Origin of the sequence: Pseudolysinimonas sp. (assembly GCF_051954455.1) — a bacterium.
Taxonomy (GTDB): domain Bacteria; phylum Actinomycetota; class Actinomycetes; order Actinomycetales; family Microbacteriaceae; genus Pseudolysinimonas.
Window position 1 is genome coordinate 13,798 of sequence record NZ_JBQCHS010000021.1, and the last position, 23,927, is coordinate 37,724.

Genomic DNA, 23,927 nt, shown 5'->3' on the forward strand with positions numbered 1-23,927 from the left:
CCGCCGTCTCGGCGAACCGAACCGCCGGGCGGCTAGGCTGGTCCGCTATGTCTGCGACGGCACCGAACGCCCTCGGCCAGGGTCCGCTCATCGTCCAGAGCGACCGCACGGTCCTGCTCGAGGTCGGCAACCCGCAGGCCGACGAGGCCCGCCACGAGCTCGCCGTCTTCGCGGAGCTGGAGCGGGCTCCCGAGTTCGTGCACACCTACCGCATCACGCGCCTCGGCCTCTGGAACGCCCGCGCCGCCGGCCACACCGCCGGGCAGATGCTCGCGACGCTCGAGCGGTACGCGAAGTTCCCGGTCCCCCCGACGGTGTCGCTCGACATCGAGGAGACCGTCGGCCGCTACGGCCGGCTGATCATCTCGCGCGACGACGAGGGCGAGCTCGTGATCACCGCGACGGATCCGGCGGTGCTCGCCGAGATCACCCGCAGCAGCAAGGTCGGGCCGTTCCTCGGCGTCCGCCGCAGCTCGACGGAGTGGACCGTGCAGCCGTGGGCGCGCGGCCAGATCAAGCAGGAACTCCTGAAGCTCGGCTGGCCGGCCGAGGACCTCGCGGGCTACACCCCCGGCACCCCGCACGAGATCGCGCTCGACGACACGAAGCAGAGGGGCTGGCACATCCGCCCGTACCAGCAGCAGGCGATCGACGCGTTCTTCGAGGGCGGGTCGGGCGTCGTCGTGCTGCCGCCCGGTGCGGGCAAGACGATCGTCGGCGCGGGCGCCATGGCGGCGGCGAAGGTGACGACGCTCATCCTCGTCACCAACACCGTGAGCGCGCGGCAGTGGCGGAGCGAGCTGCTGCGCAAGACCACCCTCACCGAGGAGGAGATCGGCGAGTACTCGGGCGAGGTGAAGGAGATCAGGCCGGTCACGATCGCGACCTACCAGATCCTCACCTCGAAGCGGAAGGGCGAGTTCGCGCACCTCGCACTGCTCGACGCGAAGGACTGGGGTCTCATCGTCTACGACGAGGTCCACCTGCTGCCGGCCCCGGTCTTCAAGCTCACCGCCGACCTGCAGGCGCGCCGCCGGCTCGGGCTGACCGCGACCCTCGTGCGCGAGGACGGCCGCGAGAACGACGTGTTCTCGCTCATCGGCCCCAAGCGCTTCGACGCCCCGTGGCGCGAGATCGAGGCGCAGGGCTACATCGCCCCGGCGACCTGCTACGAGGTCCGCATCGATCTGCCGCAGGACGAGCGGCTGGAGTACGCGGCCGCCGGCGACGACGCGCGCTTCCGACTCGCGGCCACCGCGCCCGCGAAGCTCGGGGTGGTGCAGGAGCTCGTCGCCAAGCACTCCGGGGAGCTGATCCTCGTCATCGGCACCTACCTCGACCAGATCGAGGAGCTCGCCGAGGTGCTCGGGGCGCCGAAGCTCACCGGCGAGACCCCGACCGCCGAGCGGGAGCGGCTGTACGAGGAGTTCCGCACCGGGCGCACGAAGGTGCTCGTCGTGTCGAAGGTCGCGAACTTCTCGATCGACCTGCCGGAGGCGACCGTCGCGATCCAGGTCTCCGGGTCGTTCGGCTCGCGGCAGGAGGAGGCGCAGCGTCTCGGCCGGCTGCTCCGCCCGAAGGAGAGCGGGATCCCGGCGAGCTTCTACACGCTCGTCGCGCGCGACACCGTCGACCAGGACTTCGCGCAGAACCGGCAGCGCTTCCTTGCCGAGCAGGGCTACGCCTACACGATCCTCGACGCCGACGACCTGGAGAACGCCGCCGCGTGAGCGTGACGCAGGCGCCCGTGCGCGTGCAGCTCGAGTGGGGCGCCGTCGGGGCGCTCGACGTGCTGGCGCAGGGGCCGCTCCCGGTCACGGCGGTCGTCGTCGACGTGCTGTCGTTCTCGACGGCCGTGACCGTCGCCGCGGAGCGCGGCACCGCGGTCGTGCCGGTGCCGTCGAGCGACCCGGCGGTCGGCCGGGAGATCGCGGAGCGGCTCGGGGCGACGCTCGCGGGGAGGCGCGGCGACGGGCGGGTCAGCCTCTCCCCTGCGTCGCTCCTGCGGTTCGACGGCGAGCTGCTCGTCCTGCCGTCGCCGAACGGGGCGACGATCAGCGCGGCGCTCCGGGGCGCGGGGGCCGACGTCGTCGCCGGGAGCCTCCGCCACGCGGCCGCCGTCGCCCGTCACGCGGTCGCGCGCCCCGGCCGCATCCTGCTCGTGCCGGCGGGCGAGCGCTGGCCGGACGGATCGCTGCGGCCCGCCCTCGAGGATCTGCTAGGGGCCGGCGCCATCGCCGCGGCGCTCCGGTCGGGCGGAGCCGAGCTGTCGCCCGAGGCGACGGCGGCCGCCGGCCTGTGGACCGAGACCCCCGATCCGGCGGACGCCGTGCGCCGGTCGACGAGCGGCCGCGAGCTCGACGTGCGCGGCTTCGCCGAGGACGTCGAGATCGCCGTCGCGATCGACGCGAGCACGGTCGTCCCGGTCCTCACCGACCCGGAACCGGCCTTCCGCGCCGAGCGGGTCGCGTAGCGGCTCCGGCGTCAGTCGCTCTCGTCGGCGTGGCCGTGGGTCTGCTTCGTGATGAGCAGACGCTTCTCGCCGAGCCAGTCCATGATCGCGAACAGCACGCCCGACACGACGAAGGTGAGGTGCAGGATCACGCGCCACATCAGCAGGGTCTCGTCGAGGCGCTTGCCGGGCTCCTCGAGGTTCGTGAAGTCGGCGAGCAGGCCGATCGCCGAGATCGCGACGATCGAGCCGATGAGCTTCATCTTGAGGCCCGAGAAGTCGACGTGGCCCATCCAGCGCGGGCGGTCCTCGGAGCGGCGGGCGGCCGCGATCTTCGAGACGAAGTTCTCGTACCCGGCGAAGATCACGATGAGCACGAGGTTGGCGAGGAGCGCCAGATCGATCAGGGCCAGGATGCTCGAGATCACCTGGTCGCCGGTGAACCCGACGATGTGCGTGATGAGGTGCCACAGCTCCTGGAAGAACTTGATGCCGACCGCGACGACGGCGACGACCATCCCGACGTAGAGCGGCGCGAGCAACCAGCGGCTCGCGAACAGGAACCGCTCCCCGCCGTGCTCGACCTGCTCGTACCAGCGCGGCGGACGGGTCGGGGTGGTGGGTTCGGTGCTCATCGGCGGCCTCGCAGTCGTCGGTGTCGGGGTCGGTGTCGGTGTCGGTGTCGGTTGAGGAGGGTCCCGGGGAGTCTACGAGACGCGCCTGTAGCGCAGCAGCAGCTCGTCGTCGGCCGAGCGGAGGATGCCCTCGAGCCGCATCCCGGTCGGCGCCGGGCGGTCGCTGCGCGCGATCCGCTCGGCGTCGCCCGCCTCGAGGGTGGGGGCGAGGGTGAGGCACAGCTCGTCGACGACCCCCGCCGCGAGGAACGAGCCGAAGACCCCCGGCCCGCCCTCCGAGTGGATGCGGCGGAGCCCGCGCCCGACGAGGTCGGCCCGCACGGCGGCGGGGTCGAGGTCCGCGGCGCCCACCGCGACGACGTCGGCGACCGCGGCGAGCGCCTCCCGCCGCGCGGGGTCGGCCCCGGCGACGGTGTAGACGATCGGACGCACCGGCGCCGTGGCGAAGACGTCGGATGCGGGGTCGAGGTCGAGCCGCGCCGACACGAGCGCGAGCACGGGCTGGGCCGCGAACCCGTGGGCGGTGCGCCACGCGGCCGCGTCGTCGTCGACGCGCATGCCGCCGTACCCCTCGGAGCGCACGGTGCCCGCGCCGACGAGCACGACGTCGGCCCAGCGCCGCAGCAGCTCGAACACCCGCCGGTCGGCGTCGCCGCCGAGGCCCCCCGAGCGGCCGTCGCGGGTCCCGGCGCCGTCGAGGCTCGTCACGAAGTTCATGCGCAGCCACGACGGCGCGGAGGCGGGCGGCGCGTACGCCGCGAGCACGGCCTCGTCGCGGAGGTCGTCACCGCGGCGCGGCCACAGCATGTCGACGCGGGCGCTCATACGTTGTGGGTGGGGTGCATGTTGTGCTCGAGCCGCGCCGGCTCGCGGAGGCCGAGGATCGCCTCGGTCATCCGCACCGCATCGACGGTGGCGGGCACGTCGTGCATCCGGACGATGCGAGCGCCGCGCTCGATGCAGGCGACCATGGCGGCCAGCGACCCGGCGAGCCGCTCCTGCTTGGGTCTGTCGATCGACTCGCCGATGAAGTCCTTGTTCGAGACGGCGACGAGGAGCGGCAGGCCGATGTCGGCGATCTCGCCGAGCCGCCGGGTCAGCTCCAGCGAGTGCAGAGTGTTCTTGTCGAGGTCGTGACCCGGATCGATGATCAGCCGATCGCGCGGGATCCCCGCCGCCTCGGCCCGTTCCACCCGCTCGACGAGGAACCGCCGGACTTCGCCCACGACGTCGTCGAAGTGCGCCGGGGGCTTCTCGACCCGCGGCGGCCCGACGCTGTGCGTGATGACGACGTACGCGTCGGAGGCGGCGGCGACCCCCGCCATCTCGGGATCGCCGAGCCCGCTCGTGTCGTTGATCACCGCCGCTCCCGCGGCGATCGCGGCGCGCGCCACGTCGGCCTTGTTCGTGTCGACCGAGATGACGACGTCGGAGGCCGCCGCGATCGCCTCGACCACCGGCACGACCCGGTCGATCTCCTCCGCGGTCGAGACCACCGGACCCCGCCCGAACGGCACGCCGCCGATGTCGACCCAGTCGGCGCCGAGGTCCGCCGCACGCACCGCGGCCTCCACGGCGCGGTCGAGCGCGAAGGTCGCGCCCTGGTCGAAGAAGGAGTCCGGGGTGCGGTTGACCACGGCCATGACGGCCACGCGCCGGTCGAAGTCGAACTCGCGACGCCCGATCCGGTGGATCATGTCAGCGACGCCAGGTCGACCGACGCGTCGGCGAGGCGGTCCGTGTCGACGACGACCCGCTCGCGGATGAGCCGCTGCACCTGGTCGTTGACGTCCCAGACGTTGACGTTCATCCCCGCGACCACGCGGCCGTCGCGCACCCAGAAGGCGACGAGCTCCCGCGCGGCGAGGTCGCCGCGGATCACGAGCTGGGCCCCGTCGGCGAGCGGCGGGTAGCCGGAGTACTCCATGCCCACGTCGTACTGGTCGCTGTAGAGGTACGGGATGTCGTCGAGCACCGCGTCGCCGTCGAGCATCGTCGACGCCGCGACCTTGCCGCCCGCGATGGCGTTCGCCCAGTGCTCGTTTCGCAGGCGGCGCCGCAGGACCGGGTGGTACGGGTTCGCGACGTCGCCGGCGGCGAGGATGTCGGGGGCGCTCGCGCGGAGGCGCTCGTCGACGAGGATGCCATGGTCGACGTCGAGGCCGGCGGTCTCGGCGAGCGCCGTCTCGGGCTCCACGCCGTGCGCGACGAGCACGAGGTCGGCCGGCAGCAGGTCGTCGTCGCCGAGGCGCACGCCGGTCACCGCGCCGTCGGCGCCGACCTCGATCGCCGTGGGCGCGGCATCCATCCGGAAGACCACCCCGTGCTCCTCGTGCGCGCGCCGGTACATGAGACCCAGCTCGTCGCCGATCCCGGAGGCGAGCGGCACGCGGCCGCGCGCGATCACCGCGACCTCGTTGCCGTATCCGCGGGCCGCGGCGGCCAGCTCCATGCCGATCCAGCCGGCACCGAGCAGCACGACGCGGCGACCGCCGTCGGCGAGCGCGCCGCGGAGCGCGTCCGCATCGTCGAGCGTGCGGAAGGTGCGGACCTCGCGCGCGTCGCCGCCCGGCAGGTCGAGCCTGCGCGGGCGGGCACCGGTGGCCAGGAGGAGCTTCGCGAACGGCAGCGAGCTCCCGTCGCTCAGCTCGACGACGTGGTCGCCGATCCGGAGCGCGGCGACGCCGGTGCGGAGTGTCACGTCGTGCTCCGCCTCCCACCCCTCGGGGTGCACGAAGACGTCGTCGAGCGACCCGGAGCCGGTCAGGTACTCCTTCGACAGGGGCGGCCGCTGGTAGGGCCGGAACCCCTCGGCCGCGACGAGCTCGATCGGGCCGTCGTAACCGCGCTGGCGCAGCTCCTCGGCGGCGGTCGCGGCGGCGAGTCCGCCGCCCACGATGACGAAGGGGGAGGTCATGGAAGCTCCTTCTCGAGGGGACGAGGCCTAGGCGGGCAGGGCGGTCAGCTCGCCGCGGAACGCGCTCGTGCGCAGCCGGGTATCCGCGTCGCCGATCCCGCGGAACGACATGCAAAGGTGCTCCGCCTCGATCACGACGCCGACCCCCCGGGCGTTCAGCTGCGCGTCCAGCCAGTCCGCGACCTGCTCGGTCAGCCGCTCCTGCAGTTGCAGACCGCGGGCGAAGTGCTCGACGACCCGGACCGGGAGCGAGACCCCGACGAGCTGCTCGCCCGGCAGATAGCCGACGTGGGCGACGCCACGGAACGGCAGGAGGTGGTGCTCGCACATGGCCTGGAACGGGATGCCGCGCACGAGCACCAGCTCGCGGGGCGCGGGTCCGTCGACGAACGAGACGGGCGGGAGCGGATCGCGGTGCAGGAGACCGGCGAACGTCGCGACGACGCGGGCCGGGGTCGCACGCAGGCGATCGGAGTCGGGATCCTCGCCGAGAGCCCGCAGCATCTCGGCGACAGCCCCCTCCGCGCGGCGGAGGGACGGGTCGTCAGTCACCTCCCCGACGCTACTCGGAATGGTCCGTCATGACGTTCAGGATTCGCCCAGCAGACATACGGATAATCGTGCCATGAGTGACGGGCCGAAGATCCTGATCGTCGACGACGAGCCGAACATCCGCGACCTCCTGACGACGAGCCTGCGTTTCGCCGGCTTCGCCGTCCGTGCGGTCGGCAACGGCGCCCAGGCGATCTCCGCGGTCCTCGAGGAGGAGCCGGACCTCATCATCCTCGACGTCATGCTCCCCGACATGAACGGCTTCGGCGTCACCAAGCGGCTGCGCGCCTCCGGGTACACCGCGCCGATCCTCTTCCTCACCGCCAAGGACGACACCGAGGACAAGATCACCGGCCTCACCGTCGGCGGCGACGACTACGTCACCAAGCCCTTCTCGCTCGACGAGATCGTCGCGCGGATCAAGGCGATCCTCCGCCGCACCATGCACGACGAGGAGGACGCGATCATCCGCGCCGGCGACCTCACCATGGACCAGGACACCCACGAGGTGTCGGTCGGCGACCAGCAGGTCGAACTCTCCCCCACCGAGTTCAAGCTGCTGCGCTACCTCATGCTGAACCCGAACCGCGTGCTGTCGAAGGCCCAGATCCTCGACCACGTCTGGGAGTACGACTTCAACGGCGACGCGGGCATCGTCGAGAGCTATATCTCGTACCTGCGCCGCAAGCTCGACCAGCACTCCTCGGAGCCGATGATCCAGACCAAGCGCGGCTTCGGCTACATGCTCAAGACCACCCAACGCGCGTAGGCTTCCCGCGTGCCCTCCCGTTCGATGGCTGGCGCGCACGCGTCGTTCGACAGATGGTGGAACGGGATCTCGCTCCGCGCGAAGATCACGGGCGTCACGGTCCTGCTGCTGACCTTCGGGCTCGCCGTCGCGGGTGCCGGCACCACGACCGTGCTGCGGTCGTACCTGCTCGACCAGCAGGACCAGAAGATCCAGCAGCTCGCGTCGCAGATCGTCAGCGGCAAGCTGGTCTGCGATCTGCGCTACGCCACGAGCGGTGTGCTCGAGGCGATCGTCACGAGCAGCGGCGACGGGTTCTGCACCAACCTGCCGAACGACGGCGCCCGCCCGACCCTGACGAGTCTCAACCTGCACCGCGTCGCCGATCTCAACGGCGTGCCCACCACCGTGCCGGGCAGCCACGGCAGCAGCTGGCGCGTCGTGGCCGTGCCCGTGAGCACCAAGGACGGCGTCTTCTACTCCGTCGTCATCGGCGTCAACATGTCGGAGACCGACGGGACGATCGCGCGGTTCATCCTGATCTTCTTCGGCTTCGCGGTCGCCGTCGTCGTCTTCGGTGCGGCGACCACGCAGCTGCTCGTGTCCTCCACGTTCGCGCCCCTGCGCGACGTGGAGAAGACCGCCGCCCGATTCGCGGCCGGCGACTACAGCCAACGCCTCGGCGGCGCGACCCCGAACACCGAGGTCGGCCGATTGAACAGATCCCTGAACGCGATGCTCGCGCGGATCGACCGCGCCTTCGCCGACCGTGAGCGCACGGTGGAGCAGATGCGTCGCTTCGTGGGCGACGCGTCGCACGAGCTCCGCACGCCGCTCGTCTCGCTCCGCGGCTACGCCGAGCTCTACCGGATGGGCGCGCTGCAGAAGCCCGAGGACGTCGCGCAGGCGATGGACCGCATCGAGCGCGAGGCGATCCGCATGAGTGCGCTCGTGCAGGACCTCCTGGAGCTCGCCCGCCTCGACGAGGCGCGGCCGCTCGTCCTCGCCCCGGTCGACCTGCTCCGGATCGCGCAGGACGCCGCGCTCGACGCGTCGGCCGGGGCACCGGAGCGCCGGATCACGGTCGTCGCGTCCGACACGGAGGCCCCGGCGACGGCGCCCGACGAGCCCGTCGCCGCGGCGGAGACCGCGACCGCGGGCCGACTGCGGAACGCCACCTCGGCGACGGTGACGGGGTCCATCCGCCTCGCCGACGCCGTGACGCGGCGGCTGCGCCGCCGAGCGCGCGATGCGGGCGAGGCCGTCGACGCCGCTCCGGCGCCCCCGCCGCTGCCCGAGATCGGGCCGGTCGTGCTGGCGGAGGAGGACAAGGTGCGCCAGGTCGTCACCAACCTCATCGGCAACGCGATGCGGTTCACGGCGGCGGACAGCCCGGTCGAGCTGGAGGTCGGCGTCGACCGCGCCGCCGGCTTCGGGCAGATCGCGATCGTCGACCACGGCGAGGGGATCCCGCCGCAGCTGCGGGAGAAGATCTTCCAGCGCTTCTGGCGCGCCGACACCTCGCGCACGCGCGACACCGGCGGATCGGGCCTCGGGCTCGCGATCGTGGCCGGGATCGTGCAGAACCACGGTGGGCTCGTCGAGGTGCTCGAGACGCCGGGAGGCGGCGCGACGTTCCGCGTCTCGCTCCCGCTGTTCCGCCCCGAGCCCAACCCCGCGGCCGCCGACGCGGCCGCCCCGACCCCGGCGTAACCCGCGCGCCCTCGAGTCGACGCACCCGCCCCGAGCTCGGCGGCGAGATGCTACTCGGGGCCGCCGATCGACGCACGACCCAGACGGAAAGGCACTTCGCCGGTGCCGCCGCGGAACGCGACCGTGCGACGACTCCCCCACAGGCGGATGCTTGGGCGGACGATCCACCGACACCCGGGACGGCCGCCGACGAGGACTCGCCTCCCCGTACCGTCGCCTCATGACGAGATATCAGGTGGACAGCGAAGCGGTCGCCGGCGCGACCGCGCGGGCGCAGGCGGCGATGAGCCGCATCCAGGGGGAGGTGGCGGGGCTGCATGCACAGCTCGTCGACCTGCAGTCCTCGTGGACCGGCGCGGCGGCCTCGGCATTCCAGGGCGTGGTCTCCGATTGGCGGGCCACGCAGACCCGGGTCGAGGAGAGCCTCGGCCACATCAACACGGCCCTCGGCCAGGCGGCGCAGCTCTACGCCGACGCGGAGGTGCAGAACACCCGACTCTTCGCCCGGTGACCTCGGAACGCGCGAACGGGCGGCCCCTCTGCAGGGACCGCCCGTTCGTGCGTATCGGTCGGGCTAGAAGTCCATTCCGCCCGTCGGGTCGCCGGCCGGGGCCGAGACCTTCTCCGGCTTGTCGGCGACGACGGCCTCGGTGGTGAGGAACAGGCCCGCGATCGACGCCGCGTTGAGCAGCGCGGAGCGGGTGACCTTCACCGGGTCGTTGATGCCGGCGGCGAGCATGTCGACGTACTCGCCGGTCGCCGCGTTGAGGCCGTGACCGGTCTCGAGGTTGCGAACGCGGTCGACGACGACGCCCGGCTCGAGGCCCGCGTTCAGCGCGATCTGCTTGAGCGGCGCGTCGATCGCGACCTTGACGATGTTCGCCCCGGTCGCCTCGTCGCCCTCGAGCGCGAGACCGTCGAACGCCTTGGCGCCGGCCTGGATGAGGGCCACGCCACCACCGGCGACGATGCCCTCCTCGACGGCGGCCTTCGCGTTGCGGACGGCGTCCTCGATGCGGTGCTTGCGCTCCTTGAGCTCCACCTCGGTGGCCGCGCCGACCTTGATCACCGCGACACCGCCGGCCAGCTTGGCCAGGCGCTCCTGCAGCTTCTCGCGGTCGTAGTCGGAGTCGCTCTTCTCGATCTCGGCACGGATCTGCGCGACACGGCCGGCGATCTGCTCGGAGTCACCGGATCCCTCGACGATCGTCGTCTCGTCCTTGGTGACGACGACCTTGCGGGCCTTGCCGAGCAGGTCGAGCGTCGCGCTCTCCAGCTTCAGGCCGACCTCCTCGGAGATCACCTGGCCGCCGGTGAGGATCGCGATGTCCTGGAGCATGGCCTTGCGGCGGTCACCGAAGCCCGGTGCCTTGACGGCGACGCCGCCGGCGAGCTTGGCGAGGCGCTCCTGGAGCTTCTCCCGGTCGTAGTCGGAGTCGGACTTCTCGATCTCCGCCTTGATCTGGGCGATCCGGCCCTCGATCGGGGCGCGGTCCTCCTGGTCCTCGACGATGGTCGTGTCGTCCTTGGTGACGACGACCTTGCGGGCCTTGCCGAGCAGATCGAGGTCAGCGTTCTCCAGCTTGAGACCGACCTCCTCGGAGATGACCTGGCCGCCGGTCAGGATCGCGATGTCCTGCAGCTGCGCCTTGCGACGGTCGCCGAAGCCGGGGGCCTTGACGGCGACCGACTTGAAGATGCCGCGGATCTTGTTCACGACCAGGGTCGCGAGCGCCTCACCGTCGACGTCCTCCGCGATGATCAGGAGCTGCTTGCCGGCCTGGATCACCTTGTCGACGACCGGGAGCAGGTCCTTGATGTTCGAGATCTTCGAGTTGACGATGAGGATGTACGGGTCCTCGAAGACCGCCTCCTGGCGGTCGGGGTCGGTCACGAAGTACTGCGACAGGTAGCCCTTGTCGAACCGCATGCCCTCGGTGAGCTCGAGCGTGGTGCCGAAGGTGTTCGACTCCTCGACGGTGACGACGCCCTCCTTGCCCACCTTGTCGATGGCCTCGGCGATGAGCGCGCCGATCTCGGTGTCGGCGGCGGAGATGCTCGCGGTGGCGGCGATCTCCTCCTTCGTCTCGATCTCCTTCGCCGAGGCGACGAGCTGCTCGACGACGGCCGCGGTGGCCTTCTCGATGCCGCGCTTCAGGCTGATCGGGTCGGCGCCGGCCGCGACGTTGCGCAGGCCCTCGCGCACGAGCGCCTGGGCGAGCACGACCGAGGTGGTGGTGCCGTCACCCGCGACGTCGTCGGTCTTCTTCGCGACCTCCTTGACGAGCTCCGCGCCGATCTTCTCGTACGGGTCGTCGAGCTCGATCTCCTTGGCGATCGAGACGCCGTCGTTGGTGATCGTGGGGGCGCCCCACTTCTTCTCCAGAACGACGTTGCGGCCGCGGGGCCCGAGGGTCACGCGGACGGCGTCGGCGAGCGTGTTGAGTCCGCGCTCGAGACCGCGCCGGGCCTCCTCGTCGAAAGCGATGATCTTTGCCATGGGTGTGTGTCGTCCCTCCCGGACGTAGGCCAAGCAATGGAGTTGGCACTCGAAACCTGCGAGTGCCAGAGATCATTCTGGCACTCGCACATGGGGAGTGCAAGACGAGCACCACGCCCTCGGCGAACGGTGCGGCGACCGGCGCGCGGGAGAGCCGGCCAGGCGGGCTCAGAGCGGGCGGACGGTCTCCGCCTGCGGGCCCTTGGCGCCGGTGCCGATCTCGAACGACACGGCCTGCCCCTCCTCGAGCACGCGGTAGCCGGCCATCTCGATCGCGGAGTAGTGCACGAACACGTCCTGGCCGTCGTCCCCGGTGATGAAGCCGAACCCCTTCTCGGCGTTGAACCACTTGACGGTGCCACTGCTCATGCGGCGATCGTAAAGTCGCCGTCGAGGCCGGACCCGCCGGGACGACGAACTGCAACGGGGATTAAACGCCGCCGAAACACGCGAGCCGCGGCAGGAGCCTCAGCCCTTGTAGTCGGCGCCGAGCAGGACGGTCACCGTCGCCCCGGGGAACGCGTCCGACAGCTGCACCTGTCCGACCCCGAGCAGCTGCGCGAGCCCGCGCGCCACCCCCTCGTAGCGGGAGTCGGAGTAGTAGATGACGGTCGTCTTCACCTTGGTGCTGGAGGAGTCGGCACGGGCCGGATCCGGCCATCCCGCGTTCTTGATCTTGTCGCCGGCCTTGGCGTCGAGGTCGGCGGTCGCCGTGCCGTTGAAGACCGAGATGGTGAGGCCCTGCGACAGGTCGGTCGGGAGCGTCTTCGGGTCGGTGACCGGGGCTGCGGTCGCGCCCGCGGAGGCACTGGCGCCGGCCGTGGCGGTCGTCCCCGCGCCGCCCGCGAGCGGCAGGTTCAGCTGGAAGGACGAGTCGACGCGGGACAGCACGAAGATGCCGACGAGCACGAGCACGCCGGTCGCGAGCGCGGCCCAGGCGAAGGCGATCCACCCCTGCCCGGGGCGGGCGGGGCCGCGATGGGCGCCGACCCGACCGCCCGCGTCGGGCACGTCGTCGAACTGGTCTCGGGGGAAGCTGGCCATCAGTCGGAGGGGTCCTCGGATCGCTCAACGCGGAAGGTCCGCGCGGCTCGTGCCCGTGCCCGGCCGTCGCGCAGCCGCTGCAGGCGGCGGACGAGGATCGGATCGGTGCGCAGCGCGATCGGCGAGTCGATCAGCGCGTCGAGGACCTGATAGTAGCGGGCGGCGCTGAAGCCGAACTCCGCACGGATCGCCGACTCCTTCGCCCCCAGACGGCCGCTCCAGCGCCCCTCGAAGTCGAGCATCCGCAGCTCGAGATCGTCGAGCCCGGGCTCGGGCGCGCGCTGCGGGGAGGCCGGCATGGCGCGATCGTAGGCGCGTCACGCGTCGTCATCCGGCCGCCCCGCCCGGCAAGCGGGGATCCGGATGGCCGACAATGGGGAGATGGCCGACGAGACCTCCCGCACCGCGACGTCCCCGCGCGTCGAGAAGACCGACGCCGAGTGGCGTGCCGAGCTCGACCCCGAGCGCTATGCCGTGCTGCGCGAGGCCGCGACCGAGCGCGCGTGGACCGGCGAGCTCCTCGACGAGCAGCGCGCCGGCCTCTACACCTGCGGCGCGTGCGGAGCGGAGCTGTTCAAGAGCGGCACCAAGTTCGACTCCGGTTGCGGCTGGCCGAGCTTCTACGACTCGGTGAACCCCGACGCGGTGGAGCTCCTCGAGGACACCTCGCTCGGCGTCGTGCGCACCGAGGTCCGCTGCGCGGCGTGCGGCTCGCACCTCGGGCACGTGTTCGACGACGGCTTCGGCACCCCGACGGGCCTGCGCTACTGCATGAACTCGCTCGCCCTCGGCTTCACCGCGGACGACGAGGCCGACGCCGGCGCGACCGAGGCGTGAGCTCGCCGGTCGCCGACGCGCTGCGGCGCCGCCGCTCGCAGTCGAAGGTGTCGTCGGAGGCGCCCACCGACGCCCAGCTGCTCCCGTTGATCGAGGCGGCCGGATCCGTCGCCGACCATTCGGGGCTACACCCCTGGCGGATCATCGCCCTGCGCGGCGACGCCCGCACGCGGCTCGGGGCGGCGATGGCCGAGGCGGCCGGGCTCGAGGGCCACGCCGCCGAGAAGCTCGCCGGCAAGCCGCTGCGCGCGCCGCTCCTGCTCGCCGTCGTCGTCTCGCCGCGGCCGAGCTTCAAGGTGCCGCACTGGGAGCAGGAGGCCGTCGCCTCGGGCGTCGCGCACGCGCTCAGCCTCGTCCTCGAGGAGGCCGGCTGGGGCGTCATGTGGCGCACCGGGCTGCAGACCCGCAGCGAGGCCGTCGCGCGGATGCACGAGCTGGCGCCCGGCGAGGAGCTGCTCGGCTGGCTCTACGTCGGAGGCCGCGACCGCGACAAGTCGGGCCCGCGCACGCCGATCAGCGCCGCCCGGTTCCTGACGTCCCTCTGACCCGGCGTCCCGGGATCGCCGCCACCGCGACGGCGACGAGCGTCACCGCCGCCCCGACCACCGTCACGGGCGCGAGGACTCGCCCCTGCACGGGGGCGACGAGATCGAAGACCACGGCGGCCGCGAGCTGCCCCGCGAGCACGGCGAGACCCATGAGCAGCACCCCGAGCACCCGGACGATGACGGTCTGCGCCGCGATGAACGCGACGCCGACCACGCCTCCGAGGTAGAGCCAGGGCGCGCTCGGCAGCTCGACCGGCCAGCCCGCGACGCCGGTGTGCACCAGCGCCGCGACGAGCAGGATCAGCGTCCCGACGAGGAAGTTGACCGTCGTCGCGGTGGCCGCGGAGCCGGCCGTGACCCGGAGCTGGCCGTTGAGGGCCGGCTGCGCGCCGACGAGCAGCCCGATCCCGAGCGGCACGAGGACGAGGGCGACGGGCACGTCGGTCCGCAGATCTCCGAGGCCCGTGACGACCACCGCCGCCACCGCGAGCGCAGCCCCGAGGAGGCGCTGCGGCGTGATCCGACGGGCCGCCAACGTGCCGAGCCCGCGGCGGTCGATGAGCAGGGAGCTGACGGTCTGCCCGGCGACGATGCCGACGGTGAAGAGGGCCACGCCGAGGGCCGCACCGAGGATCCCCTGGCCCAGCACGAACGCCGCCCCGGCCGCGCCGCCGAGCCCGTACCACCACGGGATGCGACGCGTCCGGAACGCCGCGGCCAGCGCCGCGAGCCCGCGCCGACCCGACGGCAGCGCGAGCGACACCGCGAGCACGAGGACGAGTCCGCTGCCGAACGAGATGACGGCGGCGGCGAACCCGTCGTGCAGGCGCGCGCCGAGCTCGGCATTGATCCGGGTCTGCGTCGCGATCGCCGCGCCGACCGCCACCGCGCCGACGACCGCCGCCGCGGTCACCCGGCGGGGGCGGACGGGCGGGTCCGCCGTCGCGTCGCCCATGGAGCCTCCTGTCGGATTCGAACCGACGACCTGCTGTTTACAAGACAGCTGCTCTGGCCGACTGAGCTAAGGAGGCGCGGCCCGGCCAGCCTAGGACGCGGGTGTGGCGCTCGGCGACGCGGTCGGCGTGGGCGTCGGCGTCGGGTTCTTGCTGAACTCGTCGCCGGTGGCCTGCTGCATGAACGCGGTGAAGTCCTCGGCGCTCAGGTTCGAGGCGTAGGTGAACTGCTTGCCGTTCACGAGGATGAGCGGCGGCTGCGTGACCGAGGTCACCGAGCTGTTCGGGATCGGTCCGGCGAGCGCGCGCGCCGTGGCCCCCTGCACCCAGTTCCGGAAGCGGCCGTCCTTCACGCAGGCGCGGATGTCCGAGAGGTGGGAGACCTGCGCATTGGCCGCGCGGGCGAGGATCTGCGCGTCGGTGAGGCCAGGATCGTTGACCTTCGGCTGGCTCACGAACATCGCGCTGTTGAAGTCGAAGAAGTCGTCGGGCGCGAACTCGGCGACGCACGCCGCGGCGTTCGCCGCCCGACTCGAGTACTGGGTCCCGGCCGACTTACCGGTCAGCACGGCGATGGGGTGGAACTCCACCGTGGCCGCGCCGGAGTCGACGAAGTCGCGCAGCTCGGCCCCGTCCTTCTGCATGAACGATCCGCACTGGTCGCAGAGGTAGTCGACGTAGATCTTCACGTCGAGCACGGTGCTCGGGTTCTTCTTCGCGGCGATCGGCTTGTCGCCGGGCTGGAGCGCGACCGTCCTCTCCGCCTTGAGCCCGGCACCGATCTTGATGCCGTCGCTCGCCATGTTGAGCGGGCCTCGGGCGTTCGGGCGGCTGACGTTGACGAGCACGCCGGCGACGACGGCGAGGACGAGGAGCGTGCCGAGCACGATGCTGCCTGTCACGATGAGGCGACGGCGGCGGTCCTGCTTGCGGTGCTGATCGCGTAGCTGCCGCGCCCGCTCTCGGGCCGCGGCGCGCGCCTCGGACGGGGCGGCAGGGTCGCTCATCTGCTCTTCTTCTGGGATGCGGGTCGGGTCGCGGCAACCGAGCGTGCGGCGGGCGACCGCATCGATGCTAGGTACCGAGCCTGGGAGCCTACCCGAGGTCACCCGTCCGAGGGACCTGTGGCATGATGAGCCGGAGCCCGTCGGCGAAGCCGGGCGGGTTCATCCATTCACAACGGATCGTCCGGCACGTACCTGCCGGTGAAGGAGATCAGTTCCCCCATGTCATCTGTCACGTTCGACAAGGCCTCCCGCATCTACCCGGGCACGCAGCGCCCCGCGGTCGACAAGATCGACCTCCAGGTCGCCGACGGCGAGTTCCTGGTCCTCGTCGGTCCCTCCGGCTGCGGCAAGTCGACCACCCTGCGCATGCTCGCGGGCCTCGAGGAGGTCAACGAGGGGCGCATCCTCATCGGCGACCGCGACGTCACCGATGTGCCGCCGAAGGACCGCGACATCGCGATGGTCTTCCAGAACTACGCGCTGTACCCGCACATGACCGTCGCCGAGAACATGGGCTTCGCCCTCAAGATCGCGGGCGTCGGCAAGGAGGAGCGCGCCCAGCGCGTCCAGGAGGCCGCCAAGCTCCTCGACCTCGAGCAGTACCTGGGGCGCAAGCCCAAGGCCCTCTCCGGTGGTCAGCGTCAGCGCGTCGCCAAGGGTCGCGCGATCGTCCGCCAGCCGCAGGTGTTCCTCATGGACGAGCCGCTGTCGAACCTCGACGCCAAGCTCCGCGTCCAGACCCGCACGCAGATCGCGTCGCTGCAGCGCCGCCTCGGTGTCACGACCGTCTACGTCACGCACGACCAGACCGAGGCCCTCACGATGGGCGACCGCATCGCGGTCCTCAAGGACGGCGTGCTCCAGCAGGTCGGCAGCCCGCGCGACCTGTACGAGAACCCGACCAACGTCTTCGTGGCCGGCTTCATCGGCAGCCCGGCGATGAACCTCTTCACCGCGGACGTCGCCGACGGCGGCATCCAGTTCGGCACCGGCATCGCCCAGGTCGAGCGTGAGGTGCTCGGCAAGGCGAACGGCTCGAAGGTCACCGTCGGTGTGCGCCCCGAGGACGTCACGATCTCGAACTCGGGCACCGGCCTGCAGGTCGAGGTCGACGTCGTCGAGGAGCTCGGCGCGGACGGCTACCTCTACGGGCACACCGAGATCGACGGCAACCGCGTCGACATCGTCGCGCGCGTCGACGGCCGCAACCACCCGAACGCCGGCGACAAGGTCGTCCTGAACGCGGTGCCGGAGCACGTGCACGCGTTCGACGCCGAGACGGGCGAGCGCCTGTCGACGCCGGTCGCGGCGAGCGCCACGACCGCGTAAGCACCCGTTCCACGCGAAGGGCCCCGGGATCCGTCCCGGGGCCCTCTGCTTTCCGGCGCGCCGCCGCTCCTGCGGCGCACAGCCGCCCCCCGCGGTACGAATGACGGAGTCGTCGCCCTTCAGGCTCCGGTCATCGCCGCGATCACGGGAAGCGCGGCTGGCGTGCCGCCGCGAACTCCGTCATTTGTTCTAGGCCGCGCCGGCTGGACGGGGATCAGACGAGGAGGGCGAGCGGGTTCTCGATCAGGCGCGTGAAGGCGGCCATCCACTCCGCGGCGACCGCGCCGTCGACGACGCGGTGGTCGGCCGAGAGGGTGACGGTCATGACAGTCGCCACCGCGAGCTCCCCCTGATCGTCGACCACCGGGCGCTTCTTCGCGGCGCTGACCGCGAGGATGCCGGACTGCGGCGGGTTGAGGATCGCCGAGAACTCGTCCACGCCGTACATGCCGAGGTTCGAGACCGAGAAGCTGCCGCCCTCGAGCTCGTGCTGCTGGAGGCGCCCGGCCCGGGCCCGCTCGGCGAGCTCGGCGACCGTGGCGCTCAGGCGGCCGAGGGAGAGGCCGTCGACACCGCGGACCACGGGCGTCAGGAGGCCTCCCTCGATCGCCACGGCGACCGCGATGTCCGCGCCGGTGAAGCGGCGGATGCTGTCGCCGTTCCAGATGGCGTTGGCCGCCGGGACCTCGACGAGCGCGGCGGCAACCGCCTTCAGCACGAAGTCGTTGACCGAGATGCGGCGCGGCGCGGCCTCGTTGATCTCGGCGCGGAGCGCGAGGAGCCGGTCGACCCGTACGTGCCCGGTCACGTAGAAGTGCGGCACCGTCGTCTTGCTCTCGGTGAGCCGTCGGGCGATCGCGCGCCGCATGCCGGTGAGCTTCTCGTCGGTGAATGCGGCGCCATCCGGAGCGGCCGAGGCCGGCAGAGACGCAGGCGCCGACGCAGCAGCTGCCGCCGCCGGAGTCGCGGGTGCGGCCTCGAGGTCGCGCCGCGTGATCCGTCCGTCCGGACCGGTGCCGCGGATGCCGGCCAGGTCGATGCCACGCTCTCGCGCGAGGCGTCGCACGATCGGGCTGGCGAAGAGGCGGGAGGTATCCTCCGCCGGGGTCTCTGCCACCGAGGACCCCGACGGAGGAGGCGAGGCCGGCGCCGGCTCAGGGGATGTGCCGGCGTCGGCGGGTTCGGGTGCTGGAGGTGCGGGCGGCACCACCGGCTCGGGCGCGGCGACGGGCGGCACCGGCGCGGCACCGGCGTCCTCCCCCACCGTCGCCCCGGCCGCGGCGAGCGCGGGTGCGACCTGGTCGTCGCCCTCCCCGGCCGCGAGGATCACGGCGATCGGCGTGCCGACCGCGAGGTTGTCGCCGGGTTCGACGAGCAGTCGCCCGACAGTGCCCTCGACCTCGGCCGCGTACTCGACGACGGCCTTCTCGGTCTCGATCTCGGCCAGCGGGTCGCCGACCGCGACCGACTGCCCCTCCGTGGCGAGCCAGCTCTGGATCGCGCCCTCGGTCACGTTCGCGAGGACGGACGGCATCCGCACCACGGTGGCCATCAGCGCGCTCCCCCCTCGGCGGCCCGGCCGCCGAACCCGGCGCGCACGCGCTCGAGGCCGGCGACGACCTCCTCCGTCTTGGCGATCGCGGCGCGCTCGAGCACCTTCGAGATGCTGGGGCTCGCCTCACCGCCCGTGACCCGCTGGACGGGCTGGTCGAGCCAGTCGAAGAACCGGCGCTGGATCTCGTCGGCGAGCCACCCGCCGTACGAGGTGCCCTGCGCGCCCTGCTCCACGATGAGGACCGCGTTGGTCTTCTTGATGCTGGCGCCGACGGTCTCCCAGTCGAGGGAGGCCCGGTCGAGCCAGCGCAGGTCGATGAGCTCGGCGTCGATCCCGGTCTGCTCGATCGCCTCGGCGCTGTGGTGGACCATCGAGAGATAGGTGAGGACGGTGACGTCGGCTCCCTCCCGCCGGATCGCCGCGGACCCCGGCGGGATGATGTAGTCCAGGTCGCCCTCGGGCACCCGGTCCTCGCGGGGGTACAGGTCGATGTGCTCGATGACGAGCACCGGGTCCTCCAGGGCGAGCGCCGCGTTCATGAGACCCACGTAGTCGGCTGCGGTGGAGGCCGCGACGATGCGCCAGCCGGGGCTCGTCGCGAAGACGCCCGCCGGATCCATGAGGTGCTGCGAGCCGTAGCCCGACCCCATCGCGACCTTGGTGCGCAGAACCAGTGGCATGTCGTTGTCGCCGCCGAACATGTGCCGCGCCTTGCCGATCTGGTTGAAGACCTGGTCGGCCGCGACCCACATGAAGTCCGGGTACATGAACTCGACGACGGGGCGGAACCGGCCGTCGAGCGCCATCCCGCCGGCGAGCCCGACGAAGCCGTTCTCGCTGATCGGGGTCCCGAGCACCCGGTCGTTCCCGTACTTCTTCCAGAGACCCTTGGTCGCGCCGTTCGTGCCACCGTTCAGGCGGTGCACGTCCTCGCCCATCACCACGATGCGCTCGTCGGTCTCCATGCGGCGGTCCATGACGCCCGCGACGGCGTCGACGTACTTGAGGTCGCGCCAGCCCCCGGTGTGGCGGGCGGGCTCGGCGGCGGTGAGCGCGTCGAGCTCGCGGCCGTCGGAGCGGATGCCGACGTCGACGAAGCCGGGATCCGGCCAGAGCTCCGGCCTGATCCGCCGCGTGCCCGCGTTCTCCGGGTCGTCCTCCACGAGCGCGGCGACCGCCGCGGCCATCGCGGCCTGCGCCTGCTCGCGCACCGCGACCTCCGCGGCGCGGTCGAGCTGGCCGAGCTTCTGCATCTCGCGGCCGACGCGCACGAGCGGGTCGCGCTCGCGCCAGGTGGCCTCCTCGTCCTTCGTCCGGTAGCCGAAGGCGGAGCCCGGGTACGGGCCGTTCTGGTGGAAGAAGCGGTAGACGTCGGCCTCGAGGATCGCCGATCCCTCCCCGGCGCGCAGCCGCTCCGCCGCCTCCTGGGTCGCGAGGTGCACGGCGAGCGGGTCCATGCCGTCGACCTTCCAGCCGGGGAGGCCGAAGCCCTGCCCGCGGACGGAGAGCCGGGTGTCGGCGACGACGTCGTCGATGAGCGTCGACACGGCGTAGAGGTTGTTCTCGACGAAGAACGCGACCGGGAGCCGCCAGGCCGCCGCGAGATTCATCGACTCGAGCACGGAGCCGATCTGGCTGGATCCGTCACCGTAGTAGGCGATCGTGAGGTCGGTGCCGCCGCCGGGCTGTCCGTCGGCATCCTTCTGCGCGGCATGCTTCTGGGCCCACGCGTTGCCCGCGGCGAACGGCACCCCGCCGCCGACGATCGCATTGGTGCCGAGCGCCCCGGCCTCGAGCCACTGCAGGTGCATCGAGCCGCCGCGGCCGCCGGAGAATCCCTGCGCGAGGCCGAGGATCTCGGCGAGCGTGCGCTGCAGGAGCGCCTGCACGTCGTCGGTCACGAGCGCGCCGAGGTCGAACGAGCCGCCCGTGACGTGGGTGAGCGCCTTGGCGAGGAACTGGTGGTGCCCGCGGTGCGAGCCGGTCACGCCGTCGCCGGTGCGGAGCCCGATGATCGAGCCGACCGCGCCGCCTTCCTGCCCGATAGACGAGTGCGCCGGGCCGTGGACGAGTCCCTCGCCGGCGAGCTCGAGCACCGTCTCCTCGAATGCGCGGATGAGGTGGAGCTCCGCGAGCATGCCGGCCAGGAGCGCGGGATCGGCGTCCTTCCAGTCCTGAGCGGTCGTGGACAGCTCGACCCACGGGGTCCCGGTCTCGAGGCGACGTCGTCGTGGCATGGCGACACGGTAGGCCATGGATCGTATCCAATGCAAGCAACAGAGCAACGCTTTGCTCGCGTCGAGCGCGATATTGGGGCAGGATGTATCCAATAACGCGAGGAGGCGGCATGGCGAACGGCATCCCCGGCATGCGCGGCGTCGACCACATCGGCGTCACGGTGCCCGACCTGGACGAGGCCGAGCGCTTCCTCGTCGACGTGCTGGGCGCCGAGCACATCTACACGCTCGGGGCGAAACGCGACGACACGGGCGACTGGATGACGGTGCAGCTCGGCGTGCACCCCCGCACCGTGATCCGCGAGATCCGCTTCTACCGCCTCGGCAACGGCTCCAACCTCGAGGTCTTCCAGTACGACGCCGCCGACGGCCAGGCGCGCGAGCCCCGCAACAGCGATATCGGCGGCCACCACCTCGCGCTCTACGTCGACGACATGGACGCCGCGATCGCGCACCTGCGCGCGCACGACGTCGAGATCATGGGAGCGCCGGTCGCGAGCGCCGGTCCGGCCGCGGGCCAGCATTGGCTGTACTTCCGGGCTCCGTGGGGCATGCAGTTCGAGCTCGTCAGCTTCCCCGGCGGCAAGGCGTACGAGCGCGACGCCGAGCGCCGGCTGTGGCATCCCGCGCACCCCGCGGAATGAGCCCGGGAAGCGGCAGGATGTCGGATGTGATGCTCGAGACGCCCGCACGCCCGCCCGTGGCGCACGGGGCGGCCGGCGCTCGGATCGCGACCGAGCTGCGCGACGCGATCCTCGCCGGCGACTACGAGCCCGGCGCCCGCATCCGCCAGGAGGACCTCGCCGGCCGTCACGGGGCAAGCCGGCTGCCCGTCCGCGAGGCGCTGCGGATGCTGGAGGCCGAGGGCCTCGTCACCCTCGTCGCCAACACGGGAGCGTGGGTGTCGACGGTGAGCCTCGCCGAGTGCGAGGAGATGTACCAGATCCGCGAGCGCGTCGAGCCGCTGCTGCTGCGGTACAACGTGCCGCTGCTGTCGGAGGGGGCGATCGACCAGCTCCAGCTGCTCGCCGATGCGATGGAGCGCTCGAGCGACGTGGAGCAGTTCCTCCGGCTCGATCGCGACTTCCACCTCTCCTGCTACGCCGCCGCCGAGACGGCCGTTCTGGGAGAGACGGTGCTGCGGCTCTGGAACCGCACGCAGCACTACCGCCGCGCGTTCACCCGCGTGTTCCGCTCGGAGGGCGACCGCAGCGTCCACCACGAGCACCAGCTGCTCGTCTCCGCCATCCGCCGCCGCGACCTCGACGAGGCCGAGCGCGTGCTCGCGGGGCACATCCGCCGCACCCGCCTGGAGCTGGAGCGGCATCCGCAGGTCTTCGAGAGCTAAGCCCTGAGAACCACGCACAGAGAAAGAGGAACCATGGCGATCGCCACGATCAATCCGGCCACCGGCGAGACGGTGAAGGAGTTCCCGGCGCAGAGCGCGGAGGATGTCGAGAGGGGCATCGCCGAGGCGCAGGCGGCGTTCGAGACGCTGCACGGGACCACGTTCGCGCAGCGCGCGGAGTGGATGCGGACGGCCGCCGATCTGGTCGAGGCCGACGCCGACGAGCTGGCACGGATCATGACTTTGGAGATGGGCAAGCCGCTCGCGCAGGCGAAGGCCGAGGCCCTGAAGTGCGCGAAGAACATGCGCTTCTACGCCGACCACGCCGAGGGGTTCCTCGCCGACGAGCCGCTCGCGGACCCGTCGGCGGTCGGCGCCTCCCACGCGTACGCGGTGTACCAGCCGATCGGGGTGGTGCTCGCGGTGATGCCGTGGAACTACCCGATGTGGCAGGTGATCCGGTTCGCGGCGCCGGCGCTCATGGCCGGCAACACCGGTGTGCTGAAGCACGCGTCGAACGTGCCGCAGACCGCGCTGTATCTCGACACGGTGTTCGAGCGGGCCGGGTTCCCGGTCGGGTCGTTCCGCACGCTGCTGATCGGATCGAAGGAGGTGGAGGCCGTCATCCGCGACCCGCGGATCCAGGCGGTCACGCTCACCGGCTCCGAGCCGGCCGGCCGCTCGGTCGCCGCGATCGCCGGGTCCGAGGTGAAGCACAGCGTGATGGAGCTCGGCGGGTCCGACCCGTTCATCGTCATGCCGTCGGCCGACCTGGAGGCGGCTGCGACCGTCGCGGTGAAGGCCCGCAACCAGAACAACGGCCAGTCGTGCATCGCCGCGAAGCGATTCCTCGTGCACGCTGACGTGTACGACGCGTTCGCACAGCTGTTCGCCGAGAAGACCCGGGCGCTGAAGGTCGGCGACCCGTTCGACGAGACCGTCGACGTCGGCCCGGTCGCGACGTCCTCCGGCCGCGACGACCTCGTCGAGCTGGTCGACGACGCGGTCGCCAAGGGCGCGACCGTGCTCGCCGGCGGCAAGGCCGTCGACGGCCCCGGCTGGTTCTACGAGCCCACCGTGCTGACCGACCTCACCGACGACATGCGCATCGTCATGGAGGAGACCTTCGGCCCCGTCGCCTCGCTCTACCGGTTCGCGACGCGGGATGAGGCGGTGAGGATCGCCAACCAGACCACCTTCGGGCTCTCCTCCGCGGTCTGGACCACCGACGCCGACGACGAGGCCTACTTCATCCGCGAGCTCCAGGCCGGTGCGGTGTTCATCAACGGCATGACCGTCTCCTACCCCGAGCTCCCCTTCGGCGGCATCAAGAACTCCGGATTCGGCCGCGAGCTCGCCAAGGAGGGCATCCGCGAGTTCATGAACGTCAAGACCGTCTGGAAGGGCTGACGTCATGGAGGAGGCCGCCCGGGCGGGTCCCCGGCGGGCGGCGCGCGACCGGGGGGTCTCCGTGTGGTGGTGGGACGGGGTGTTGGGGACCTCGGCCAGCGGGCTCTCCGGGACCAGGCCCCTGATGCCGTCGGGGCCGACC

At 71.9% G+C, this 23,927-nt stretch carries 24 protein-coding genes and 1 tRNA gene; 11 read left to right on the forward strand and 14 right to left on the reverse strand.

Annotated elements, in window-relative coordinates:
- The first annotated feature begins 47 nt into the window (after nt 1-47).
- Together ACTHM3_RS09995 and ACTHM3_RS10000 are read left to right on the forward strand one after the other, a co-directional pair.
- On the forward strand, nt 48-1,730 hold the full coding sequence (locus ACTHM3_RS09995) for a DNA repair helicase XPB (protein WP_440405949.1): 1,683 nt from the start codon (nt 48-50) through the stop codon (nt 1,728-1,730).
- The gene (locus tag ACTHM3_RS10000) at nt 1,727-2,473 is read left to right on the forward strand and encodes a 2-phosphosulfolactate phosphatase (protein WP_440405950.1); all 747 of its coding nucleotides are present in this window, start codon (nt 1,727-1,729) and stop codon (nt 2,471-2,473) included. The genes ACTHM3_RS09995 and ACTHM3_RS10000 overlap by 4 nt, the downstream gene beginning before the upstream one ends.
- Nucleotides 2,474-2,484: 11 nt before the next feature.
- On the opposite strand, the gene ACTHM3_RS10005 is transcribed toward ACTHM3_RS10000, so the two are convergent.
- The 5 genes from ACTHM3_RS10005 to folE all read right to left on the reverse strand — a co-directional run bounded on the left by ACTHM3_RS10005 (nt 2,485) and on the right by folE (nt 6,556).
- Nucleotides 2,485-3,087: a TIGR00645 family protein gene (locus tag ACTHM3_RS10005; RefSeq protein WP_440405951.1), complete on the reverse strand. Its 603-nt coding sequence runs from the start codon at nt 3,085-3,087 to the stop codon at nt 2,485-2,487.
- A gap of 72 nt (nt 3,088-3,159) precedes the next feature.
- On the reverse strand, nt 3,160-3,912 hold the full coding sequence (locus ACTHM3_RS10010; protein ID WP_440405952.1) for a pyrimidine reductase family protein: 753 nt from the start codon (nt 3,910-3,912) through the stop codon (nt 3,160-3,162).
- A complete protein-coding gene (gene folP / locus ACTHM3_RS10015) occupies nt 3,909-4,784 on the reverse strand; it encodes a dihydropteroate synthase (RefSeq protein WP_440405953.1) in 876 nt (291 codons plus the stop codon). The genes ACTHM3_RS10010 and folP overlap by 4 nt, the downstream gene beginning before the upstream one ends.
- Nucleotides 4,781-6,004, reverse strand: a complete 1,224-nt coding sequence (locus ACTHM3_RS10020) for an NAD(P)/FAD-dependent oxidoreductase (protein WP_440405954.1) — start codon at nt 6,002-6,004, stop codon at nt 4,781-4,783. Before ACTHM3_RS10020 ends, folP begins: the two co-directional genes overlap by 4 nt.
- A 27-nt stretch (nt 6,005-6,031) precedes the next feature.
- On the reverse strand, nt 6,032-6,556 hold the full coding sequence (gene folE / locus ACTHM3_RS10025; RefSeq protein ID WP_440405955.1) for a GTP cyclohydrolase I: 525 nt from the start codon (nt 6,554-6,556) through the stop codon (nt 6,032-6,034).
- Between the two features lie 73 nt (nt 6,557-6,629).
- Between folE and ACTHM3_RS10030 the strand changes: the two genes are divergently transcribed.
- The 3 genes from ACTHM3_RS10030 (at nt 6,630) to ACTHM3_RS10040 (ending at nt 9,528) form a co-directional block, all read left to right on the forward strand.
- A complete protein-coding gene (locus tag ACTHM3_RS10030) occupies nt 6,630-7,325 on the forward strand; it encodes a response regulator transcription factor (protein WP_440405956.1) in 696 nt (231 codons plus the stop codon).
- A gap of 24 nt (nt 7,326-7,349) precedes the next feature.
- The gene (locus tag ACTHM3_RS10035; RefSeq protein WP_440405971.1) at nt 7,350-9,017 is read left to right on the forward strand and encodes a sensor histidine kinase; all 1,668 of its coding nucleotides are present in this window, start codon (nt 7,350-7,352) and stop codon (nt 9,015-9,017) included.
- A 220-nt stretch (nt 9,018-9,237) separates the two neighbouring features.
- Nucleotides 9,238-9,528, forward strand: coding sequence for a WXG100 family type VII secretion target (locus tag ACTHM3_RS10040; RefSeq protein WP_440405957.1), 291 nt, complete (start codon nt 9,238-9,240; stop codon nt 9,526-9,528).
- Between the two features lie 63 nt (nt 9,529-9,591).
- Here the strand turns inward: ACTHM3_RS10040 and groL are convergent, their stop codons facing one another.
- The 4 genes from groL to ACTHM3_RS10060 form a co-directional block, all read right to left on the reverse strand.
- Nucleotides 9,592-11,517: a chaperonin GroEL gene (gene groL / locus ACTHM3_RS10045; RefSeq protein WP_440405958.1), complete on the reverse strand. Its 1,926-nt coding sequence runs from the start codon at nt 11,515-11,517 to the stop codon at nt 9,592-9,594.
- Between the two features lie 168 nt (nt 11,518-11,685).
- Nucleotides 11,686-11,886 carry a cold-shock protein gene (locus ACTHM3_RS10050; RefSeq protein ID WP_440405959.1) on the reverse strand — a complete coding sequence of 67 codons (201 nt, stop codon included), beginning with the start codon at nt 11,884-11,886 and terminating at the stop codon, nt 11,686-11,688.
- A gap of 99 nt (nt 11,887-11,985) precedes the next feature.
- Nucleotides 11,986-12,561, reverse strand: coding sequence for a LytR C-terminal domain-containing protein (locus ACTHM3_RS10055; protein WP_440405960.1), 576 nt, complete (start codon nt 12,559-12,561; stop codon nt 11,986-11,988).
- Complete coding sequence (locus tag ACTHM3_RS10060; protein ID WP_440405961.1) at nt 12,561-12,860, reverse strand: DUF3263 domain-containing protein; 300 nt, start codon at nt 12,858-12,860, stop codon at nt 12,561-12,563. The genes ACTHM3_RS10055 and ACTHM3_RS10060 overlap by 1 nt, the downstream gene beginning before the upstream one ends.
- 82 nt (nt 12,861-12,942) lie before the next feature.
- Between ACTHM3_RS10060 and msrB the strand changes: the two genes are divergently transcribed.
- Both msrB and ACTHM3_RS10070 read left to right on the forward strand, forming a co-directional pair.
- The gene (msrB, locus tag ACTHM3_RS10065) at nt 12,943-13,398 is read left to right on the forward strand and encodes a peptide-methionine (R)-S-oxide reductase MsrB (protein WP_440405962.1); all 456 of its coding nucleotides are present in this window, start codon (nt 12,943-12,945) and stop codon (nt 13,396-13,398) included.
- Nucleotides 13,395-13,943: a nitroreductase family protein gene (locus ACTHM3_RS10070; protein WP_440405963.1), complete on the forward strand. Its 549-nt coding sequence runs from the start codon at nt 13,395-13,397 to the stop codon at nt 13,941-13,943. Before msrB ends, ACTHM3_RS10070 begins: the two co-directional genes overlap by 4 nt.
- Here the strand turns inward: ACTHM3_RS10070 and ACTHM3_RS10075 are convergent.
- The 3 genes from ACTHM3_RS10075 to ACTHM3_RS10085 all read right to left on the reverse strand — a co-directional run bounded on the left by ACTHM3_RS10075 (nt 13,912) and on the right by ACTHM3_RS10085 (nt 15,906).
- Nucleotides 13,912-14,901 carry a DMT family transporter gene (locus ACTHM3_RS10075; RefSeq protein ID WP_440405964.1) on the reverse strand — a complete coding sequence of 330 codons (990 nt, stop codon included), beginning with the start codon at nt 14,899-14,901 and terminating at the stop codon, nt 13,912-13,914. The genes ACTHM3_RS10070 and ACTHM3_RS10075 overlap by 32 nt on opposite strands.
- A tRNA-Thr gene (locus tag ACTHM3_RS10080) sits at nt 14,901-14,977 on the reverse strand. The genes ACTHM3_RS10075 and ACTHM3_RS10080 overlap by 1 nt, the downstream gene beginning before the upstream one ends.
- Nucleotides 14,978-14,991: 14 nt before the next feature.
- Nucleotides 14,992-15,906 (reverse strand): DsbA family protein, encoded by a 915-nt coding sequence (locus ACTHM3_RS10085; protein WP_440405965.1) that lies wholly within the window; start codon nt 15,904-15,906, stop codon nt 14,992-14,994.
- Nucleotides 15,907-16,125: 219 nt separating this feature from the next.
- Between ACTHM3_RS10085 and ACTHM3_RS10090 the strand changes: the two genes are divergently transcribed.
- A complete protein-coding gene (locus ACTHM3_RS10090) occupies nt 16,126-17,235 on the forward strand; it encodes an ABC transporter ATP-binding protein (protein ID WP_440405966.1) in 1,110 nt (369 codons plus the stop codon).
- 214 nt (nt 17,236-17,449) lie between these two features.
- Here the strand turns inward: ACTHM3_RS10090 and ACTHM3_RS10095 are convergent, their stop codons facing one another.
- Nucleotides 17,450-18,787: a dihydrolipoamide acetyltransferase family protein gene (locus ACTHM3_RS10095; RefSeq protein WP_440405967.1), complete on the reverse strand. Its 1,338-nt coding sequence runs from the start codon at nt 18,785-18,787 to the stop codon at nt 17,450-17,452.
- Complete coding sequence (locus ACTHM3_RS10100; RefSeq protein WP_440405968.1) at nt 18,787-21,027, reverse strand: alpha-ketoacid dehydrogenase subunit alpha/beta; 2,241 nt, start codon at nt 21,025-21,027, stop codon at nt 18,787-18,789. Before ACTHM3_RS10100 ends, ACTHM3_RS10095 begins: the two co-directional genes overlap by 1 nt.
- 110 nt (nt 21,028-21,137) lie before the next feature.
- Between ACTHM3_RS10100 and ACTHM3_RS10105 the strand changes: the two genes are divergently transcribed.
- The 3 genes from ACTHM3_RS10105 to ACTHM3_RS10115 are packed head-to-tail and all read left to right on the forward strand — an operon-like array spanning nt 21,138 to nt 23,785.
- Nucleotides 21,138-21,671 (forward strand): VOC family protein, encoded by a 534-nt coding sequence (locus ACTHM3_RS10105; protein WP_440405969.1) that lies wholly within the window; start codon nt 21,138-21,140, stop codon nt 21,669-21,671.
- 29 nt (nt 21,672-21,700) lie between these two features.
- Entirely contained in the window at nt 21,701-22,375 is a 675-nt protein-coding gene (locus tag ACTHM3_RS10110) for a GntR family transcriptional regulator (protein ID WP_440405972.1), read from the forward strand.
- Between the two features lie 33 nt (nt 22,376-22,408).
- Nucleotides 22,409-23,785 (forward strand): NADP-dependent succinic semialdehyde dehydrogenase, encoded by a 1,377-nt coding sequence (locus tag ACTHM3_RS10115; RefSeq protein WP_440405970.1) that lies wholly within the window; start codon nt 22,409-22,411, stop codon nt 23,783-23,785.
- The last annotated feature ends 142 nt before the right edge of the window (nt 23,786-23,927 follow it).

Bases quoted from the DNA above. Each gene is read 5' to 3' on its own strand.
- ACTHM3_RS09995 (WP_440405949.1), top strand. From the start codon at position 48: ATGTCTGCGACGGCACCGAACGCCCTCGGCCAGGGTCCGCTCATCGTC.
- ACTHM3_RS10005 (WP_440405951.1), bottom strand. From the start codon at position 3,087: ATGAGCACCGAACCCACCACCCCGACCCGTCCGCCGCGCTGGTACGAG.
- ACTHM3_RS10010 (WP_440405952.1), bottom strand. From the start codon at position 3,912: ATGAGCGCCCGCGTCGACATGCTGTGGCCGCGCCGCGGTGACGACCTC.
- folP (WP_440405953.1), bottom strand. From the start codon at position 4,784: ATGATCCACCGGATCGGGCGTCGCGAGTTCGACTTCGACCGGCGCGTG.
- ACTHM3_RS10020 (WP_440405954.1), bottom strand. From the start codon at position 6,004: ATGACCTCCCCCTTCGTCATCGTGGGCGGCGGACTCGCCGCCGCGACC.
- ACTHM3_RS10030 (WP_440405956.1), top strand. From the start codon at position 6,630: ATGAGTGACGGGCCGAAGATCCTGATCGTCGACGACGAGCCGAACATC.
- ACTHM3_RS10035 (WP_440405971.1), top strand. From the start codon at position 7,350: ATGGCTGGCGCGCACGCGTCGTTCGACAGATGGTGGAACGGGATCTCG.
- ACTHM3_RS10040 (WP_440405957.1), top strand. From the start codon at position 9,238: ATGACGAGATATCAGGTGGACAGCGAAGCGGTCGCCGGCGCGACCGCG.
- groL (WP_440405958.1), bottom strand. From the start codon at position 11,517: ATGGCAAAGATCATCGCTTTCGACGAGGAGGCCCGGCGCGGTCTCGAG.
- ACTHM3_RS10050 (WP_440405959.1), bottom strand. From the start codon at position 11,886: ATGAGCAGTGGCACCGTCAAGTGGTTCAACGCCGAGAAGGGGTTCGGC.
- ACTHM3_RS10055 (WP_440405960.1), bottom strand. From the start codon at position 12,561: ATGGCCAGCTTCCCCCGAGACCAGTTCGACGACGTGCCCGACGCGGGC.
- ACTHM3_RS10060 (WP_440405961.1), bottom strand. From the start codon at position 12,860: ATGCCGGCCTCCCCGCAGCGCGCGCCCGAGCCCGGGCTCGACGATCTC.
- msrB (WP_440405962.1), top strand. From the start codon at position 12,943: ATGGCCGACGAGACCTCCCGCACCGCGACGTCCCCGCGCGTCGAGAAG.
- ACTHM3_RS10075 (WP_440405964.1), bottom strand. From the start codon at position 14,901: ATGGGCGACGCGACGGCGGACCCGCCCGTCCGCCCCCGCCGGGTGACC.
- ACTHM3_RS10085 (WP_440405965.1), bottom strand. From the start codon at position 15,906: ATGAGCGACCCTGCCGCCCCGTCCGAGGCGCGCGCCGCGGCCCGAGAG.
- ACTHM3_RS10090 (WP_440405966.1), top strand. From the start codon at position 16,126: ATGTCATCTGTCACGTTCGACAAGGCCTCCCGCATCTACCCGGGCACG.
- ACTHM3_RS10095 (WP_440405967.1), bottom strand. From the start codon at position 18,787: ATGGCCACCGTGGTGCGGATGCCGTCCGTCCTCGCGAACGTGACCGAG.
- ACTHM3_RS10100 (WP_440405968.1), bottom strand. From the start codon at position 21,027: ATGCCACGACGACGTCGCCTCGAGACCGGGACCCCGTGGGTCGAGCTG.
- ACTHM3_RS10105 (WP_440405969.1), top strand. From the start codon at position 21,138: ATGGCGAACGGCATCCCCGGCATGCGCGGCGTCGACCACATCGGCGTC.
- ACTHM3_RS10110 (WP_440405972.1), top strand. From the start codon at position 21,701: ATGCTCGAGACGCCCGCACGCCCGCCCGTGGCGCACGGGGCGGCCGGC.
- ACTHM3_RS10115 (WP_440405970.1), top strand. From the start codon at position 22,409: ATGGCGATCGCCACGATCAATCCGGCCACCGGCGAGACGGTGAAGGAG.